Source organism: Kribbella sp. NBC_00709 (assembly GCF_036226565.1).
Lineage (GTDB): Bacteria > Actinomycetota > Actinomycetes > Propionibacteriales > Kribbellaceae > Kribbella.
Genome location: NZ_CP108996.1, coordinates 540,433 through 555,423, shown reverse-complemented (window position 1 = coordinate 555,423; position 14,991 = coordinate 540,433). Strand labels below are relative to the sequence as shown.

The 14,991-nt window shown below is 68.5% G+C and carries 14 protein-coding genes; 10 read left to right on the top strand and 4 right to left on the bottom strand.

The window, feature by feature from the left end:
* The first annotated feature begins 296 nt into the window (after nt 1-296).
* The 4 genes from rho (at nt 297) to prmC (ending at nt 4,780) form a co-directional block, all read left to right on the top strand.
* The gene (gene rho, locus OHA18_RS02595; protein WP_329001903.1) at nt 297-2,474 is read left to right on the top strand and encodes a transcription termination factor Rho; all 2,178 of its coding nucleotides are present in this window, start codon (nt 297-299) and stop codon (nt 2,472-2,474) included.
* Nucleotides 2,475-2,585: 111 nt separating this feature from the next.
* Nucleotides 2,586-2,792, top strand: coding sequence for a 50S ribosomal protein L31 (rpmE, locus tag OHA18_RS02590; protein WP_209693871.1), 207 nt, complete (start codon nt 2,586-2,588; stop codon nt 2,790-2,792).
* A gap of 87 nt (nt 2,793-2,879) precedes the next feature.
* Nucleotides 2,880-3,956, top strand: coding sequence for a peptide chain release factor 1 (prfA, locus tag OHA18_RS02585; protein ID WP_329001901.1), 1,077 nt, complete (start codon nt 2,880-2,882; stop codon nt 3,954-3,956).
* The gene (gene prmC / locus OHA18_RS02580) at nt 3,953-4,780 is read left to right on the top strand and encodes a peptide chain release factor N(5)-glutamine methyltransferase (protein WP_329001900.1); all 828 of its coding nucleotides are present in this window, start codon (nt 3,953-3,955) and stop codon (nt 4,778-4,780) included. The genes prfA and prmC overlap by 4 nt, the downstream gene beginning before the upstream one ends.
* A gap of 5 nt (nt 4,781-4,785) precedes the next feature.
* On the opposite strand, the gene OHA18_RS02575 is transcribed toward prmC, so the two are convergent.
* Genes OHA18_RS02575 through OHA18_RS02560 form a run of 4 tightly spaced genes read right to left on the bottom strand, consistent with a single transcriptional unit; the run spans nt 4,786 to nt 10,467 of the window.
* Complete coding sequence (locus OHA18_RS02575) at nt 4,786-5,664, bottom strand: endonuclease/exonuclease/phosphatase family protein (RefSeq protein WP_329001899.1); 879 nt, start codon at nt 5,662-5,664, stop codon at nt 4,786-4,788.
* Nucleotides 5,661-6,587, bottom strand: coding sequence for a hypothetical protein (locus OHA18_RS02570; RefSeq protein WP_329001898.1), 927 nt, complete (start codon nt 6,585-6,587; stop codon nt 5,661-5,663). The genes OHA18_RS02575 and OHA18_RS02570 overlap by 4 nt, the downstream gene beginning before the upstream one ends.
* Nucleotides 6,588-6,607: 20 nt before the next feature.
* Nucleotides 6,608-9,424 carry an AfsR/SARP family transcriptional regulator gene (locus OHA18_RS02565; protein ID WP_329001897.1) on the bottom strand — a complete coding sequence of 939 codons (2,817 nt, stop codon included), beginning with the start codon at nt 9,422-9,424 and terminating at the stop codon, nt 6,608-6,610.
* Between the two features lie 17 nt (nt 9,425-9,441).
* A complete protein-coding gene (locus tag OHA18_RS02560) occupies nt 9,442-10,467 on the bottom strand; it encodes an adenosine deaminase (protein WP_329001896.1) in 1,026 nt (341 codons plus the stop codon).
* A gap of 230 nt (nt 10,468-10,697) precedes the next feature.
* Here OHA18_RS02560 and OHA18_RS02555 point away from each other — a divergent pair, with 230 nt between their 5' ends.
* The 6 genes from OHA18_RS02555 (at nt 10,698) to atpE (ending at nt 14,965) form a co-directional block, all read left to right on the top strand.
* Nucleotides 10,698-11,507: an L-threonylcarbamoyladenylate synthase gene (locus tag OHA18_RS02555; protein ID WP_329001894.1), complete on the top strand. Its 810-nt coding sequence runs from the start codon at nt 10,698-10,700 to the stop codon at nt 11,505-11,507.
* A gap of 165 nt (nt 11,508-11,672) precedes the next feature.
* The gene (locus OHA18_RS02550) at nt 11,673-12,791 is read left to right on the top strand and encodes a glycosyltransferase family 4 protein (protein WP_329001893.1); all 1,119 of its coding nucleotides are present in this window, start codon (nt 11,673-11,675) and stop codon (nt 12,789-12,791) included.
* Between the two features lie 204 nt (nt 12,792-12,995).
* Complete coding sequence (locus OHA18_RS02545) at nt 12,996-13,460, top strand: hypothetical protein (RefSeq protein WP_329001892.1); 465 nt, start codon at nt 12,996-12,998, stop codon at nt 13,458-13,460.
* Between the two features lie 90 nt (nt 13,461-13,550).
* The gene (locus OHA18_RS02540; protein WP_329001891.1) at nt 13,551-13,763 is read left to right on the top strand and encodes an AtpZ/AtpI family protein; all 213 of its coding nucleotides are present in this window, start codon (nt 13,551-13,553) and stop codon (nt 13,761-13,763) included.
* Between the two features lie 118 nt (nt 13,764-13,881).
* Nucleotides 13,882-14,664 carry a F0F1 ATP synthase subunit A gene (gene atpB, locus OHA18_RS02535; RefSeq protein WP_329001889.1) on the top strand — a complete coding sequence of 261 codons (783 nt, stop codon included), beginning with the start codon at nt 13,882-13,884 and terminating at the stop codon, nt 14,662-14,664.
* 76 nt (nt 14,665-14,740) lie between these two features.
* Nucleotides 14,741-14,965, top strand: a complete 225-nt coding sequence (atpE, locus tag OHA18_RS02530) for an ATP synthase F0 subunit C (RefSeq protein WP_130448646.1) — start codon at nt 14,741-14,743, stop codon at nt 14,963-14,965.
* The last annotated feature ends 26 nt before the right edge of the window (nt 14,966-14,991 follow it).

The following is a 14,991-nucleotide window of genomic DNA, read 5'->3' as shown; positions in this document are numbered from 1 at the left end:
GTTGTATGTACCGAGTCAGCCGGACGACCCGTAGTGGTGCTAGTCTCGACTCACCCGATCCCCTCCAGGTGATCGGTGAACTCTCGTCACGATCCGGGCTGTGCTCCCGGCACCCTGTGTTGTGTGGCGACCCTCCTGTGGATGTGACCTTGCGCCGCCTGCGTCGGAGAAGTCCGGGGGGACTCAGATCGAGCGAGAGCCTCTTGTACCCCACGTGCCCGTTGTGTGGTCGTGTGGAATGAAATTGGTCGATGAGCCGTGTCGGACATCGACGATCCGTGTGGGAAGGACCTCACGTGACAGAAACTGTTGAAGCCTCCAGCGGAGACGCCGCGGCAACCACCGCTACGCGTCGCCGGAAAGCTGGCGGCGGCCTCGAGGGCATGCTGCTCCCCGAGCTCAAGCAGCTCGCCGGGACGCTCGGCATCAAGGGCACCGGCGCACTGCGCAAGGGCCAGCTGATCGAGGCGATCAAGGCCGCTCAGACCGGCGGTTCGGCCGCCGCGGGCGGTTCGACCGGTGGCTCCCGGGCGAAGGCGACGCAGCCGACGCTGGACGAGGCCGCCGAGTCCTCGGCGCCGGCGGCGAAGACCGCCGAGGCGCCGGCCAAGCGCGAGGGCGGCAGCCGCCGGACCCGCGCCGCGGCCCAGAAAGAGACCCCGACGGACGAGCCGGCGCAGAACGGCGCCGCTCCCGAGGTGACCGCTCCGGCCGCCACTGCCACTGCCACGGCTCCGGCCGAGGCGCCGGCGGCCGTGCAGGCCGGGACCGCCGCCCAGAACGGCGCCGCCGAGCGGGTCGACACCCGCGGAGAGGACCGCGCCGACGACCGCGGCGACAACCAGTCCCGCAGCCGGGACCGGGGCCGCGACAACAATCGCGACAACCGCGACGCCACCCAGGGCCGCGAGCAGAACCGGGACCGCAACCGCGACAACCAGAACCGGGACACCAACCGGGACGGTCAGCGCGATGCTCAGCGTGACGGTCAGCGTGACGGTCAGCGTGACGGCCAGCGTGACGGTCAGCGTGACGGCCAGGGCAGCCGCGACGGCAACCGGGACCGGAACCGCGACACCACCCGCGACGGTCAGGCTGACAACCAGCGGAACCGCCAGGACCAGGCCGACCGCGGCGAAGAGGGCGACGGCCGTCGTCGTCGCCGCCGGGGCCGCGACCGGGAACGCAACCGCGACGGCCAGCCCACCACCAACCGCGACAGCGGTCGGGACAGTGGCCGTGACAGTGGTCGTGACAGCAACCGCAACCGCGGACGTGGCGAGCGTTTCGACGCCGAGCCGACCATCAGCGAGGACGACGTCCTCGTCCCGGCCGCCGGCATCCTCGATGTCCTCGACAACTACGCGTTCGTCCGGACCAGCGGCTACCTGCCCGGCCCGAACGACGTGTACGTCGCGCTCTCGATGGTGAAGCGGTACGGCCTGCGCAAGGGCGACGCGATCACCGGTGCGGTGAAGCAGCCGCAGGAGGGTGAGCGCAAGGAGAAGTTCAACCCGCTGGTCCGGATCGACACCGTCAACGGCGCCGACCCGGAGATCGCCAAGCAGCGGCAGGACTTCAACAAGCTCACCCCGCTGTACGCGACCGAGCGGCTCCGGCTGGAGACCGAGCCGGGGATCCTGACCACCCGGATCGTCGACATCGTCAGCCCGATCGGCAAGGGCCAGCGCGGCCTGATCGTCTCGCCGCCGAAGGCCGGTAAGACGATGGTGCTGCAGGCGCTCGCGAACGCGATCACCACGAACAACCCCGAAGTGCACCTGATGGTCGTGCTGGTGGACGAGCGGCCCGAAGAGGTCACCGACATGCAGCGGACGGTCAAGGGCGAGGTCATCGCCTCGACGTTCGACCGGCCGGCCGACGACCACACCACGGTCGCGGAGCTGGCCATCGAGCGGGCGAAGCGGCTGGTCGAGCTCGGCCACGACGTCGTCGTACTGCTCGACTCGATCACCCGGCTGGGCCGTGCGTACAACATCGCGGCGCCCGCCAGCGGCCGGATCCTGTCCGGTGGCGTGGACTCGTCCGCGCTGTACCCGCCGAAGCGGTTCTTCGGCGCGGCCCGCAACATCGAGGACGGCGGCTCGCTGACCATCCTCGCGACCGCGCTGATCGAGACCGGCTCGAAGATGGACGAGGTGATCTTCGAGGAGTTCAAGGGCACCGGCAACATGGAGCTCCGGCTGCGCCGCGAGTTCGCCGACCGGCGGATCTTCCCGGCCATCGACGTCGTCGCCTCCGGCACCCGCCGCGAGGAGCTGCTGATGTCGAAGGACGAGACCCAGGTGGTGTGGAAGCTGCGCCGGGTGCTGTCCGCCCTCGACGGCCAGGCGGCGCTCGAGCTGCTGATCGGCAAGCTCAAGGAGAGCAAGTCGAACATCGAGTTCCTGCTCCAGGTCAACAAGACCACCCCGTCGACCGGTACGTCGCACAGCACGACGAACGGCGACTGAACGACCCTCGATTACCAGTTTGCCGCCCTCGGGTGGCAAACTGGTCTGTCGGTTCCGGTTCACGTTCACACCGTGTGGACGACCCGGGGCACCTGAACCTAGGAGACTGTCTTGAAGAGCGACATCCACCCGACGTATGTGGAGACCACGGTGACCTGCACCTGTGGCGCCACGTTCACCACGCGCTCGACCGCGGAGAACGGCGTGATCCACGCCGACGTGTGCTCGCAGTGCCACCCCTTCTACACCGGCAAGCAGAAGATTCTCGACACCGGTGGCCGGGTCGCCCGCTTCGAGAAGCGGTACGCCAAGAAGTAGCTTTCCAACCGCGCGCCGGTTCCGCATCCCTGCGGGACCGGCGCGCGGTTTGTGTTGTCTTCGGAGGTTCGAGAGGAGGAGTGCGAGATGTTCGAGACAGTCGAGGCGCTGAAGGCGGAGTACGCCGAGCTGGAGCGGCAGATGGCTCAGCCGGAGCTGCACTCCGACCAGGCCAACGCCCGCCGGGTCGGCAAGCGGTACGCCGCGCTGGCGCCGGTGGTCCGCACGTACGACGAGTGGCAGCAGACCGGCGACGACATCGAGGCCGCGCGCGAACTGGCGCACGAGGACCCGGCGTTCGCCGAGGAGGCGGTCCGGCTGTCCGCCCGGCGCGAGGAGCTGGCCGAGCGGCTGCAGACGCTGCTGGTCCCGCGCGACCCCAACGACGACAAGGACGCGATCCTCGAGATCAAGGCGGGCGAGGGCGGCGACGAGTCCGCGCTGTTCGCCGGCGACCTGCTGAAGATGTACCTGAAGTACGCCGAGTCGCAGCACTGGAAGACCGAGGTTCTCGACTCGGCCGAGTCCGACCTGGGTGGGTACAAGTCGATCACGGTCGCAGTCAAGGCGAAAGGTACGCCGGAGCCGGGCGATGCGCCGTACGCGAAGCTGAAGTTCGAGGGCGGCGTGCACCGGGTGCAGCGGGTGCCGGTGACCGAGTCGCAGGGCCGGATCCACACGTCCGCGGCCGGTGTGCTCGTGCTGCCGGAGGCCGAGGACGTCGACGTCGAGATCGACCAGAACGATCTGCGGATCGACGTGTTCCGGTCGTCGGGTCCCGGCGGGCAGAGCGTGAACACGACCGACTCCGCCGTACGCATCACGCACCTGCCGACCGGCATCGTGGTCTCGATGCAGAACGAGAAATCCCAGCTGCAGAACCGTGAGCAGGCGATGCGGGTACTGCGGTCCCGGCTGCTCGCGGCGGCGCAGGAGGCGGCCGACCAGGAAGCGTCCGACGCCCGCCGCTCGCAGATCCGGACCGTCGACCGGTCGGAGCGGGTCCGCACCTACAACTTCCCCGAGAACCGCTTCTCCGACCACCGCGTCGGCTACAAGGCCCACAATCTCGACCAGGTCCTCGGTGGCGAGCTGGAGCCGGTCATCACGGCCCTGACCGAAGCCGACCTGACCGCCCGCCTCGAGGCCGTCGAGTCCCAGTGAGCACCAAAGCTCTCGTTGGTGAGGCGGCTGAGCGGTTGCGGGCGGCGGGGGTTGGTTCGCCTGAGTTCGACGCTGCGGAGCTGCTTGCCTTCGTTACTGGGACCAGCCGCCTGCATCTCGGCGAACCTTCAGTAGAACAAGAGGTTCAGTACCAGGAACTGATCGCGCGGCGGGCTGCCCGGGAGCCGTTGCAGCACCTCACGGGCACCGCTGCGTTTCGGTATCGGGAGCTTGTGGTTGGGCCGGGGGTGTTTGTGCCGCGGCCGGAGACCGAGGTGATGGTTGGGTGGATCCTCGAGCGGATCGCCGGCGTGAAGAACCCGTTGGTGGTCGACCTGTGCAGCGGATCCGGCGCCATCGCGGGTGCGATCGCGACCGAGCGGCCCGACAGCACGGTGCATGCCGTGGAGTTGTCGGCGGACGCGGTCGCGTGGGCCCGGCGCAACCTCGACGGCACCGGCGCGATCCTGCACGAGGGCGACATCGACGGCTGCCTCCCGGAGTTCGACGGGCAAGTGGACGCGGTGATCTCCAACCCGCCGTACATCCCGCTGACCGCCTGGGAGTCAGTCACCGCTGAGGTCCGCGACCACGACCCGGCCCTGGCCCTGTGGTCCGGCGACGACGGCCTGGACGAGATCAAGGTGGTCGCGACCACCGCCGGCCGCCTGCTCAAACCCGGTGCCTGGTTCGCCTGCGAACACGCCGACGTCCAAGGCGACTCGGCCCCCGCCGTCTTCACCGCCACTGCCCTCTTCACCGAAGTCCGCGACCAACTGGACCTAGCCGGCCGCCACCGCTTCACCACCGGCCGCCGGATCTGACGGCGTCAACCGCGACTGAGACCTCCGCGGCGGGAGATCGGGCCGGCGGGTGGCCGGGCCAGATCCTGTGCTCGGATGCGGCCAGGCGCGGATGCTGAGGGTTGCCGGCGATCGACGCGGCAGACGACGGGATAGTGATCGGCGCCGGGGAGTTGGAGCACCTCGACGTCGTGGGCGACCAAGTCTCGGGTGGAGAACAGGCGGTCGATCGAGCGGCCGTCCGGGGTGGTGGCCGGTGGTGGATCGCCGAACGCGTCGACCAGGTCCAGCTGGCTGAAGAAGTCGCCGGGGTTCGGCATGTTCAGATCGCCTGCGATGACTGCGCGCCGCACACCACGGGTCGCAAGCTCGTCTCGCAGGTACGCTGTCATCTGCTCGCCGTACTGCCGGCCCGGCCCGTCGCGGTATGTGTACTCGACCCCTGCCGCGCTGCGGAACATATGGATCGGGCACACCTGGCCGCCGACGATGTCGATCTCGCCCAGCGCGCCGAAGTCGCCGCGTGCCACCACGAACCCCTTGGGATGTGGATCGAGCGGCTTGCCTGTCCGCCAGTGCAGGAAGTCGATCGGCGGGTCCGGCAGGACGATCCGGTCCAGCTCGACCAGCGGGTACGGCGACGCGATCCCCACCCCCAGATGTGCCACCCCGGGAATGTGCGAGTCCGAGAACTTCTGCCGCACGACGAACGCCTCCGGCATCGCCGCCGCGGCGAGCCGTTCGAGCTGGTCGCCGTCGGGGTCGAGCTCGGTCACGATCAGCACATCCGGGTGCAACCCCGCCAGCGCCCGCGCGAAGTCCGCCGTACGGTCCGCGTCGACGTAGCTGCCGGAAGAGTCGACGAAGCGACCACCGGCGACGTTGGCGAAGGCGATGGAGATCATTCGTAGATCACCAGCTCGGGGCGCGGCTTCAGGGCCAGCACCTGTGGCGGCGTCATCAGCGGACCGTGCCGGGTGTCCTCGGTGTAGAAGAGTTTGAACCCGGCATGCACAGCCGGCGGCAGACTCGTGGTGAGTTTGGTCCACGTCTTGAGCTTGTCCGTGCGTGCGCCGATCCCGTCGACCGACTTGATCGTCACCACCCCCGGATGTGCCGTCAGCGCCTTCTCGCTGCTGACGATCCGCGTCGACAGCTGATGGAACACGAACACCTTCTCCGGCAGGTCGTTCGCCTGCACCAACCCCGACAGGTACGCCGCGATGCTGTCGAGCTCCACGCCCGTCGTATGCCCGAAGACCCGCCCCGGCGCCTGCCCCGGACCGACCGCCCACTCGGGATCGAACGCCAGCCCGACGTCCGGCTCCTTCAGCCACCGCTCCAGCCGCTTCGCCTCCGGCAGGATCTTCGCCCGCCCCGGCTGGATGTCGAGCAGCAGCAGCATCTTGTGCTTCCGCGCGACCGTCAGATACTCCTCGATCGCCGAATCAGGCAGCCGCCCGCGGTACAGCCCGTCCTTGCCGCGAGACCCCTTCGCGACCACGGCGATCAGCTCCAGCACCGGCTGCGGTGTCCGGCCGGCCGCGTACGCACGCGACAGCGTTTCCAGCTCGGCCGCCTTCGCGTCGAGGTCTTTGTCCAGCGGTCCGAGCGCGGGCGATCCCGGCAGCCCGACGTACCCGACCAGCTGGTACTTCGGGAAGATCACGCGCCCGCCCCGCGGCAGATCACCGTCTGCGGGTGGGGGAGGTGGCGTCGGTGTGGTGCGGACAGGCGTTGGTGACGGCGAGCTGACCGGTGCGGGTGTGTCGCTGCAGCCGGCCAGACACAGCAGTACGACGGCCAGCGCCCCACACCCTTTCCGCATCGCACCAGAGAACCACACACTCAGGCGGCGGGGCTGGTCCGCGCGAGCCCACCGGCCGCGCGGGAGATCATGGACTCCTGTCCGTCGTTGACCGCCAGCTCCATCGCCCGGGCAAAATGCGGCCGCGCCCGGGCGAGATCGCCCTTGGCCAGCAGTGTTTCGGCGAGCCGCACGTACGCGTTCTGCTGCGACTGCGTCGAGCCGCTGTCCTGCGCCAGCTCCACCGCCTGCCGTCCGGCGTCGATCGCTCCGGTCCACTGCTGCCGCCGCGCGTACGCCGTACCGAGGAAGGCGTAGCTGTAGATCAGGCTGTAGTCGGCCCCGCGCTCGATCCCGAGGTCGCGCGCTGTCGTCAGCCCAGTGATGGCCTCGTCCACGCGGTCCAACTCGAGCAGGCACTCACCGATCCCGTTCAGCACCTCGGGCCGTACGCCGGGATCGCCCTGCGCCAGTGACTCCTGATAGGCCGTCAACGCCTGCGCGAACTCCAGCCGATCGCTGTACGCCACGCCGATATAGGCCAGCACCCGCGCCGCGATGCTCCGGTCGTCGGCCTTCCGGGACGCTTCCAGGGCATCGTCGAGTACGGCGAGAGCGTGGTCGTCCGGACGCAGTTTCGCCAGGCTGTAGCCGATCGAGGCCAGCAACCGGGCGCGCAGGGTCAGGTCCGCACTCTCCGGCAGCTTGTCCCGCGCCTCCTCCAGCGTCCGCAGACTCTCCTCCGCACCGAAGCGGTAGCGCCCCAGGCTGCCGATCGACAGCAACACCCGGGACTCTGCTTCGGTATCCGAGTCACGCACTGCCGCACGCAAGGCCTGATCCAGCGCCTCGTCGAGCTCGTCCACGCGGCCGCGGTGGAAGAAGCACGACGCCACCGCGAGACCGGTCCGCCACGCGTGCTCCAGCGCACCACTCGACTCTGCGTACCGAATCGTCGCCAGCACGTTGGCTCCCTCGGTGTCGATCCATGCCAGTCCATCGGCCACCGACGCGAACTCGGGCAACCTGACCGTGGCCGGCTCCGGCAGTGGGTGCAGCCGACTCCCGAAGATCGCCGCACTCGCCTCTGCGGTCGCAGAGAGGTAGTAGTCCAGCAAACGCCGCACTGCGTCCGGCTCCGGCGCCAGCGTCCGGGCGTACTGCCGCAGCAGGTCGTGGAACTGGAAACGCCCAGGACGCAGCTGTAGCAGCAGATTCGCGTCGACGAGCTGCTCCAGCAGGTCCTCTGCCTCGACCACGCCCACATCGGCCAGTGCGGCAGCGGCGTACATCTCGATGTCCTGTCCGGTCATCGCGCCGAGCAGCCGGAACAGGCGTTGCTGGTCCGGCGGCAGATGCTCGTAGGACAAGGCGAACGCGGGGGAGACCCCACCGCTGTCCGTGCTGAGCTCGGCGAGCCGCCTGTCCTCGGCGTCGAGTCGCTTGCTCAGGTGCTCGATCGTCCAACTCGGCCGGTGCCGCAGTCGCGAGCCAGCGACCCGGATCGCCAGCGGCAGATGACCACACTGACTCACCACCGCTGCAGCAGCGCCCGCAGAGCCAGCGCGGTCCGGCCCGACGATCTCGGCCAGCAACTCCTGCGCGTCTTCCGGCCGCAGTACGTCGAGTGCAACCCGCGCAGTCGCGTCCAGACCGGTCAGCTGCCGCCGACTGGTCACCAGTACGCCGCAACGCGGACCACCGGCCAGCAGAGGCCGCACTGCCGCGCTATCCGGTGCATTGTCGAGTACGACGAGGATGCGCCGGCCGGCCAACTCGGACCGCCACAAAGCAGCCCGCTCCTCGAGGTCGGCCGGGATGCGCTCAGCCGGGACGGACAGCGTGCGCAGCAAGCGATCCAGCGCCTGCAACGCCGACACCGGCTCGTTCCCAGGGGTGTACCCGTGCAGGTCGATGAAGAGCCGACCGTCCGGGTACACCTCGGCCAACTGACGTGCAGCGCGCACTGCGAGAGCAGTCTTGCCAACGCCGGCCATACCGTCGATCGCAACGACCGCAGGGCCTCCCGTGCGCAGCGCATCGACCACCTGCGCCAGTACGTCGTCACGCCCGACGAACGCCGCACCGTCGTACGGCAGCTCGTCTCGCACCGCTGGACGAGCCACCGACTCGTCGTTCTGCAGAATGCGCTCGTGGATCGCCCGGAGCTCCGGACCGGGCTCCACGCCGAGCTGCTCGATCAGCTCGTGCCGCGTCCGGGTGTACGTGTCGAGTGCCTCGGAGATCCGGCCGCTGCGCCAGTACGCCAGCATCAGCTGCCCGGCGAACTGCTCTCGCAGCCGGTCCTCCTCCACCAGTGCGACCAGCTCCGGCACGAGATCGCCGTACCGGCCGCGTTCGAGATCCAGCTCGATCCGCTCGGCGAGCACCTTCAGCCGACGCTCGGTCAGCCGGTGCCGCTGCACGCTGAGGTAGTGCCCGGCGAGTCCGGTCAACGGCTCGCCGGTGAACAGCCCCAGCGCCTCCGACAGTTGCGCGGCGGCCACATCCTTGTCCCGACCCGCATGAGCCGCACTGATCAGGGTCTCGAACCGCTCCAGATCCAGCGCATCCGGTGCGAGCCGCAAGCTGTACCCGTCCCGCGTGTGCACCAGCACGCCCTCCGGCAGCAATTTGCGCAGCCGATAGATGTACGGCGGAACGATCTTGGCGCCGGTCGACGGCGGGGCATCGCTCCAGACGAGCTCGACCAGCTCGTCCGCGGAGACCACCTGGTTCGACCGCAACGCCAGGACGGCGAGCAGGGTCTGCTGACGGATCGGCCCGAGATCGAGCCGGCGGGCACCCGCCCAACCGCGCAGCGGGCCCAGCAGGTCCAGCCGCAGGTCATCCGTCACGGTGGATAGTTTGGCAGCTACTCCTTGTTCTGTTCCACGTAGGCGTCGATCTCGGTCAGCAGCGAGTCCTTGATCGCGTCGTCGGCGAACGACACCCGGACGGCGGTCTTCGCCAGCTCGGCGGCCCCGGTCGCGTCCAGCTCGAGCAGCCGGGACGCGACGACGTACTCGTTGGTGAGGTCGGTGCCGAACATCGGCGGGTCGTCGGAGTTGATCGTGACCACCAGCCCGGCGTCGACCATCGCGCGCAGCGGGTGGACGTCGTACGACGCGACCGCGCGGGTGGCGATGTTCGACGTCGGGCTGACCTCCAGCGGGATCCGGTGCTCGCGCAGGTACTCGACCAGGGCCGGGTCCTGCATCGTCGACGTACCGTGGCCGATCCGCTCGGCCTTCAGCACCCGGACCGCGTCCCAGATCGTCTCCGGCCCGGTCGTCTCACCCGCGTGCGGAACGCTGCGCAGCCCGGCCGCGATCGCCGCCTCGAAGTGCGGCTGGAACTGCGGCCGCGGTACGCCGATCTCCGGCCCGCCCAGACCGAACCCGACCAGCCCCTCCGGACGGATCTTGGTCGCGATCCGCAGCGTCTCGTCGGCGGCCGGGATCCCCGCCTCACCGGAGATGTCGAAGATCCACCGCAGCACCAGGCCGAACTCCTTCTCGGCCGCCACCCGCGCGTCCTCGATCGCCGCGCAGAACGCCTCGGCCGCGATCCCGCGCACCACCGAGGTGTACGGCGTGACGGTCAGCTCGGCGTACCGCAGATTCTGCTGCTCGGCCATCTCGCGGGCGATCTCGTAGGTCAGCAGCCGGACGTCCTCGGGTGTCTTGATCAGCTCGACGACCGACAGGTAGATGTCGATGAAGTGCGCGAAGTCGCTGAACTTGAAGTACTCCGTCAACGCGGCCGGATCGGCCGGCACCGGCGATCCCGGGTGCCGGGCGGCGAGCTCGGCGACGATCCGCGGGGACGCGGACCCGACGTGGTGGACATGCAACTCGGCCTTCGGCAACCCGGCGAGGAACTCACGCGACGCGGTCATGGGGCCTCCCGGCCTGGACTGAGGAGCGGAGGGAGCGAAGCGACCGGAGCGACGAGGGAAGGCCGGGAGTTAGAGCCCCGTGACCCGTCGCGAGGGAGTCGCGACAATTGAATACAGTCATGACGGGGATCTTATGAAGTGCGAGGCGCGTTCGCGTGCAAAGCTGACATTCGTTTGTCAGTATCGACCCGGTTAGGGCCGGGGCCCGCGTGAGTGGCACGATTCACCCCGTGAGTGAGCGCTTCGACTTCACCGGGGACGAACTGGCACCGGCGTACCGCGCGGCTGTGGACGCCATCGAGGCCGGCGACCTGGTCGTGCTGCCGACCGACACCGTGTACGGCATCGCCGCGGACGCCTTCAAGGCCGACGCCGTCCAGCGGCTGCTGGACGCCAAGGGCCGTGGGCGGGACATGCCACCGCCGGTGCTGATCTCGGTGGTCGAGTCGCTGGACGCGCTCGCCACCGACGTGCCGGACGACGGCCGCAAGCTCGCGCAGGAGTTCTGGCCCGGGCCGCTGACGCTGATCTGCCACGCGCAGACCTCGCTGATGTGGGACCTGGGGGAGACTCAGGGCACCGTCGCACTGCGGGTGCCCGACCACGAGAACACCCGTGAGCTGCTGTCCCGGACCGGGCCGCTCGCGGTCAGCTCGGCGAACAAGTCCGGTCAGCCGGCCGCCATGGACGTGTACGACGCCGAGGAGCAGCTGCAGGAGTCGGTCGCGGTCTACCTGGACGGTGGTCAGGTGAGCGGCGGCGAGCCGTCCACGATCGTCGACATCACCGGCGACACCCCGCGAGTGGTCCGCCTCGGCGCGCTCACGCTCGAGCAACTGCGCGCCGTCGTCCCCGAGGTCACCGCACAGGACGAAGAAGCCAAGCCGGCCGCCGATGCCGAGCCAGCCGCCGACGCCGAGCCGGAAGACGACGCCGAGCCGGTCGGCGAAGTGAAGCCAACTGAAGAGCCGGTCGAGGCGTCCAAGTCCGAGACGGATGACGAGAAGCCCACCGACCCCGATGTGAGGCCTGCGGACTAAGGCCATGTCTCCTGACCCCACGCCTACTGCGCGGCACTCGGCACGGCATCTCGCCGCACGAGTGCAAAGGGCAAGATGCTCCGCATCTAACCCTTCGCCCCCGCACGCCGAGCTACCGCGCCGAGCACCTGCTCGCTACGGCGTGGAGTCAGGAGACATGACCTAGTGCGCGAGTACCTGCTGGTCCTGTTCGTGGCGATGGCCACGACCTTCTTGCTGACCGGCGTGGCCCGGCAGATCGCGCTGCGGTACGGCGCGGTCGCCAAGGTCCGGGCCCGGGACGTGCACAAGGTCCCGATCCCGTACTTCGGCGGACTGTCCATCCTCGGCGGGCTGATCGCCGGTTTCGCGGTCGCCTCCAGCCTGCCGTTCCTTGGCAACAGCCTGCAGGTCGCGCACGACGCCCGCGCGATCCTGGTCGGCGGTGTGGTGATCTGCGCGGTCGGCGTGGTCGACGACCTGTACGAGCTGGACGCGATCACCAAGCTGGCCGGCGAGGTCCTGGCGGTCGGCGTACTCGTTGTCCAAGGCATCCAGTTGTACTGGCTCCCGCTGCCCGGCGGCGTGATCTCGCCGTCGCCCGCGCAGCTGGCGGTGCTCACCGCCGGCATCCTGCTGGTGTCGTGCAACGCGGTGAACTTCGTCGACGGGCTGGACGGTCTCGCGGCCGGCGTCACCGCGATCGGCGCGACCGCGTTCTTCATCTACTCGTATCTGCTGAACGTGCACGAGAACCTCGACCGCGCCACCACATCGACCCTGATCACGGTCGCGCTGGCCGGCGCCTGTCTCGGTTTCCTGCCGCACAACTTCTTCCCCGCACGGGTGTTCATGGGCGACTCCGGCGCCCTGCTGATCGGCCTGATGCTGGCCGCGTCGACGATCAGCCTGACCGGCCAGATGGACCCGAACGCGGTCCCGTACGAGGTCGGCGGCTCGAGCCTGCTGCCCGCACTGCTGCCGTTGGTTCTCCCCATCGCCATCCTCGCGATCCCGGCGCTGGACCTGACGCTGGCCTACATCCGCCGTACCAAGGCCGGCCGGTCGCCGTTCGCGGCCGACAAGCAGCACCTCCACCACCGCCTGATGCAACGCGGCCACTCGCACCGCCGGGCCGTCCTGCTGATGTACCTCTGGACCGCCCTGATCGCGTACGGCGTCGTGGTCCTCGGCCTGGTTCTGTACTGGTGGACGGCCCTGATCGTGCTGGCCGTCGCGGTCACCGCGGTGCTGCTCACGACCGGTCTCCCGAGACGTTCGCGGAAACCGCTCGCCAAGGTTTGATCCCCGCTTGCGGGCACCAGACCACTCACCCGCGTGGCCTACCGATAAGGTGTGCCTGTACAGCGGGAGGGAACCTCGTTTTGCTGACTGTGCAGACTTTGTGCTAGTTTTCACAAGCACCAGCAAAGAACAGCGACACCCCTGACCCCGCCCACCCGACGAACTGGCCGCGAGCCAGCTTCGCCTGCAGGACGGAACCACCAGATGGCTCCCAAGGACCACAGCCCGAAGCCCGCCGGACAAGCGACAAAGCACCCGGCGCTGGCAATGCTGCGTGGCGCGTTGATCGCCGCGCTGGTCGTCGGAGTCAACGCGACCGCGGTGTCCGCCGTGGCGGCCGGTCTGGCCGGCCTCTGGGGCGCGCTGCTCGGTCTGCTGATGGTGATCGTCTTCTCCGGCGCGGGCCTGTTCGCGCTGCACCTGTCCCGCAAGACGTCCCCGACCATGCAGCTCGCCGTCGCGATGGCCAGCTACACCGGCCGGATCGCGTTCTTCGGCGGTCTGCTCGCGATCGCGCTGAGCTCGGACAGCCTGGCCAGGCACGTGAATCTGACCGTGCTCGGCCTGGTCGCCCTGGTCGTCGTGATGGGCTGGATGGCCGGCGAGATCTGGGCCTGGTCGCGGCTCCGGGTGCCGATCTACGACCTCGACAAAGAGGTGACCGCATGAGCACCCTACGTAACGATTTCCCTGCTGTGGTGGAGATTACGGGCCCCGATGTGACCGCATCTGTTCGTAACTGGTACGTTTCTGGTGCCAATGAGCGAGCATCAGGATCCGAAGCCATCACCCCCGAATTCGGGCGACGGCTGGCGGGTCCTGTCCTACTTGATCGGCGGTGTCCTGGTCTACGGGGGCATCGGGTTCGGGTTGGATCGCCTCTTCGGCACCGAATTCTTGCTTCCGGTGGGCATCGTCCTCGGTGCCGGGCTCACCATCTTGATGCTGCACTTCCGGTACGGAAAGTCCTGACCCCCTCGGGGTTCGGCGCGATCCGCACCGGGTCTGACGTTGTTGACCGCCATGCCCTGAGCCGCCCTGCCCTTACATACAAGGCGTCCGACTTGAGCACGACGCGAGAGGAGACCCGGTGACCGCCGGCGTTCCGACCGAGTTCATCGCACCCGGTCCACAGAACTTCAACACCCCGCCGATCATCGACGGCGTGGACTGGTTCACCAAGCCTGTGCTGGTGGCCGCGCTGTCCGTCGTGGTGATCGTGTGGTTCTACTGGGGTGCTTCCCGCAAGGCAGCCATCGTCCCGAGCAAGCTGCAGTTCGCCGGTGAGCTCGGCTACAACTTCGTCCGCAACTCGATCGCCCGCGACGCGATCGGCAGCGCGGAGTACATGAAGTACGTGCCGTACCTGTGCGGCCTGTTCTACTTCATCCTGCTGAACAACGTGGCCGCGACGATCCCGTTGATCCAGTTCCCGACCTTCAGCCACATCGGCTGGGCGTACGTGGCCGCGATCATGAGCTGGGTCATCTACAACGCGGTCGGGATCAGGAAGCACGGCCCCTGGGGCTACTTCAAGCACCAGACGATGCCGGCGGGGGTGCCGGTCTGGCTGATGCCGCTGATGATCCCGATCGAGTTCATCTCGAACATCCTGGTCCGGCCGATCTCGCTGAGCCTGCGGCTGTTCGCGAACATGTTCGCCGGTCACATCCTGCTGCTGGTCTTCGTGCTCGGCGGCGAGTACATGGTGTTCGAGTCCGGCAAGATCCTGCTCGCCGGTGTCGGCATCGTCACCTTCCTGATGGGCTTCGCGATCGGAGGGCTGGAGCTGTTCGTCCAGTGCATCCAGGCCTACATCTTCGTGGTGCTGACCGCGCAGTACATCGGCAGCGCCATCGCCGACGACCATTGATCCGCAGTACCCCCCTCTGACCCGTAGTAACGGAAACCCGGATAGTCCCTATCCGTACCGAAAGGAAACACCTGAAATGGCTCTCGAGATTGCCGGCAACATCGCAGTCCTCGGCTACGGCCTCGCCGCCATCGGCCCGGGCGTCGGCGTCGGTCTGATCTTCGCTGCCGTCATCAACGGCACCGCGCGTCAGCCGGAGGCCCAGAGCAAGCTGCAGTCGATCGCGTGGATCGGCTTCGGCGTCACCGAGGTTCTGGCGATCATCGGTATCGCGCTCGCCTTCGTCTTCAAGGCCAGCTGACCCCTTTCCGGACTGACTGACAGGAC

What these genes read in the sequence shown, in the direction of transcription:
- prfA (WP_329001901.1), top strand. Translation starts at nt 2,880, where the DNA reads ATGTTCGAGACAGTCGAGGCGCTGAAGGCGGAGTACGCCGAGCTGGAG.
- OHA18_RS02575 (WP_329001899.1), bottom strand. Translation starts at nt 5,664, where the DNA reads ATGATCTCCATCGCCTTCGCCAACGTCGCCGGTGGTCGCTTCGTCGAC.
- OHA18_RS02570 (WP_329001898.1), bottom strand. Translation starts at nt 6,587, where the DNA reads ATGCGGAAAGGGTGTGGGGCGCTGGCCGTCGTACTGCTGTGTCTGGCC.
- OHA18_RS02560 (WP_329001896.1), bottom strand. Translation starts at nt 10,467, where the DNA reads ATGACCGCGTCGCGTGAGTTCCTCGCCGGGTTGCCGAAGGCCGAGTTG.
- OHA18_RS02545 (WP_329001892.1), top strand. Translation starts at nt 12,996, where the DNA reads ATGGCTCCCAAGGACCACAGCCCGAAGCCCGCCGGACAAGCGACAAAG.
- OHA18_RS02540 (WP_329001891.1), top strand. Translation starts at nt 13,551, where the DNA reads ATGAGCGAGCATCAGGATCCGAAGCCATCACCCCCGAATTCGGGCGAC.
- atpE (WP_130448646.1), top strand. Translation starts at nt 14,741, where the DNA reads ATGGCTCTCGAGATTGCCGGCAACATCGCAGTCCTCGGCTACGGCCTC.